The organism is Micromonospora sp. WMMD736 (genome assembly GCF_049179015.1).
Lineage (GTDB): Bacteria > Actinomycetota > Actinomycetes > Mycobacteriales > Micromonosporaceae > Micromonospora.
In genome coordinates this window covers 1-2,327 of record NZ_JBMHMI010000150.1, presented here as the reverse complement: position 1 = coordinate 2,327, position 2,327 = coordinate 1, and the positions used below count along the sequence as shown (strand labels likewise).

Sequence of the window (2,327 nt, the reverse complement as noted above, 5' to 3'; positions counted from 1 at the left end):
GGGCCGGCCAAGGATCCGACGACGAACTCGTCGCGGTCCTCCAGACCGCTGGACCGCAGAAAGTGCGCGAACACCCGCACGCCGTTACCGCACATCTGAGCGATCGAGCCGTCGGCATTGCGGTAATCCATGTACCAGTCGTCGGCCACGACGCCCTCGGGCAGGCTGTCCAGCCCGCCGGCGGCCAGCAGCGCCCCGGCCGTCGTCACTCGCAGCACCCCATCGGCGCCCAGCCCTTGGCGCCGGTCACATAGCGCCGCTACCGCGGCCGGTGCCAGCGACAGCCCGGCGGGCAGATCGGGCAACAGCACGAAATCGTTCTGCGTACCGTGCCCCTTGGCGAACATCACCTGCTCAGGATACGTGGCGCCACACCCGCAGGGCGTCTTGCTCGGTATCGGGTGATTCCCCGTCCAACCAGTGCACCCGATGGTCGCGACGGAACCAGGACCGCTGTCGACGCACGTAACGCCGGGTGCCGATGAACGTCGGTTCGACGGCGCCGGTCCCGTCGCCGCCGCTGTCGAGATCGGCGAGCACCTGCGCGTAGCCCAACGCCCGCGACGCCGTGACGCCGTCGCGCAGCCCGCGGCCAGCCAATTCGCGCACCTCGGCGACCAACCCGCCGGCGAACATCGATTCGATGCGTTGCGCCAGCCGCTCGTCGAGAACGGCAGTGTCGCGGTCCAGCCCGATGATTGCGGTGTCCCAGCGGGGGGCGCCGATCCGCGGAGCCGACGCGGCGAACGGCCGACCGGTCAGCTGCACGACCTCCAGCGCCCGCACGATGCGGCGGCCGTCGGTGGGCAGGATCGAGGCCGCCGCGTCCGGATCGACTTTGTTCAGCTCGCGATGCAGGGCACCGACGCCGATCTCGGCGAGGCGCTGCTCCCACTGGGCGCGCACCACCGGATCGGTGGCCGGGAACGCCCATTCGTCGAGCAGCGACTGCACATACATCATCGACCCGCCCACCACGATCGGCACCGCGCCACGGGCGGCGATCGCTTCGACGTCGGCCGCGGCCTCGCTCTGGTAGCGCGCAACGCTGGCGGTCTCGGTCACCTCCAGTACGTCGAGTTGGTGGTGCGGGATGCCGCGGCGCTGGTCGTAGGGCAGTTTCGCGGTGCCGATGTCCATTCCGCGATACAGCTGCATGGCGTCGGCGTTGACGATCTCAACGCCGATCTCACCGCTCAGCCTGTCGGCCAGGCGTAACGCCAGGTCCGATTTGCCGGTACCGGTCGGCCCGATGATCGCCAGCGGTCGCATTGCCTAGAGCCGCCAGCAGCCGACGAAGTAGCCGACGCCGTAGGGTGCTCCGCGGTACAGCTCGCGTGCCGACTTCGCCGCCGGTTGCGTGAGCCCGGCCAGCACCTGAAAGGCCACTCGTCCCCCGATTGTGTCGGAAAGCGAGGTCAGCGCCGCAGCATCACCGGCGGCCAGCGCGTCGTCGAGCCGCTGCTGCAGCGCGATCGAGTCCGGGTCGTAGCCACCGGGGGCACGCTGGGTGAGCGTGTTGGCACCATCGGCGATCACCACAACACCGATCTGATCAGCGGTTTCGGCGACCTCGGCACCCAGTTGTCGACCGATCTCGAGGGCCGAGTCGGGATCATGGCCCGCCGCGCAGGCCCGAACCTCGACCCGGGCTTGCGGCGCGAAGGTGCCGCGCATCCAGCCCGCGATGAGCGCGCACAACGTCATGTCGGCCACTGGCCGGCAATGGTTGGGCGACAACGCAACCTGCACGTCGACGCCGTACCCGGCGAAGGTGCCGGCGCTGTCCGGTGCGATCACCGCATCGCGCGCTGCCACCCCGACGGCGATCCACCGGGACGGCAGCGACTCCGCTGCGGCCCGTACCGCGTCGCGCAGGTCAAGCAGTTCGGCAGCGGCCGCACCAGCCAGTTCGGGAACCATGACCGGCGCTGACGGCACGATCGCAATGGTGCTCAGCACGTCTTCACGCTAGCTGCCCGTCGGTGCGGCCTCCTCGCCGCTGGCGGCCGCAACCTCGCTGCGGGCCAGCATCACCGTCGCCACGACCATCGCCGCGATCGCGACGCCCAGGGTGAGCCACCCCGCCTCCCCGGGGTGCAACGTCTCCCCCAACACCACCACGCCGAGCACCCCGGCGACCACCGGTTCGGCCACCGTCATCGTGGGCAGTGACGCGGTCAACGCCCCGGCCCGAAACGCCGACTGCTGCCAGGCGATGCCACCCACCGCGACCACCAACCACGCGTAGAACTCCGGCGTGATCAGCAGCGTCGGCAGTGCCGACCAGCCCTGCGCCAGGCCCTCCAACAGCACTTTGGTCAACA

At 70.1% G+C, this 2,327-nt stretch carries 3 protein-coding genes and 1 pseudogene; all 4 read right to left on the bottom strand.

Annotated features, from left to right (window positions below; genetic code table 11):
• Positions 1 to 347, bottom strand: a pseudogene (locus ACN269_RS34910) (diaminopimelate epimerase); the annotation flags it as partial.
• Between the two features lie 7 nt (positions 348 to 354).
• Positions 355 to 1,272 carry a tRNA (adenosine(37)-N6)-dimethylallyltransferase MiaA gene (gene miaA / locus ACN269_RS34905; RefSeq protein ID WP_421477634.1) on the bottom strand — a complete coding sequence of 306 codons (918 nt, stop codon included), beginning with the start codon at positions 1,270 to 1,272 and terminating at the stop codon, positions 355 to 357.
• 3 nt (positions 1,273 to 1,275) lie between these two features.
• Positions 1,276 to 1,962 (bottom strand): hypothetical protein, encoded by a 687-nt coding sequence (locus ACN269_RS34900; RefSeq protein ID WP_421477632.1) that lies wholly within the window; start codon positions 1,960 to 1,962, stop codon positions 1,276 to 1,278.
• Between the two features lie 9 nt (positions 1,963 to 1,971).
• Positions 1,972 to 2,327 (bottom strand): DMT family transporter (locus ACN269_RS34895; RefSeq protein ID WP_421477630.1); only part of this gene is annotated, 356 nt, incomplete at its 5' end.

Coding starts and splice junctions, on each gene's coding strand:
- miaA (WP_421477634.1), bottom strand. CDS start 1,272: ATGCGACCGCTGGCGATCATCGGGCCGACCGGTACCGGCAAATCGGAC.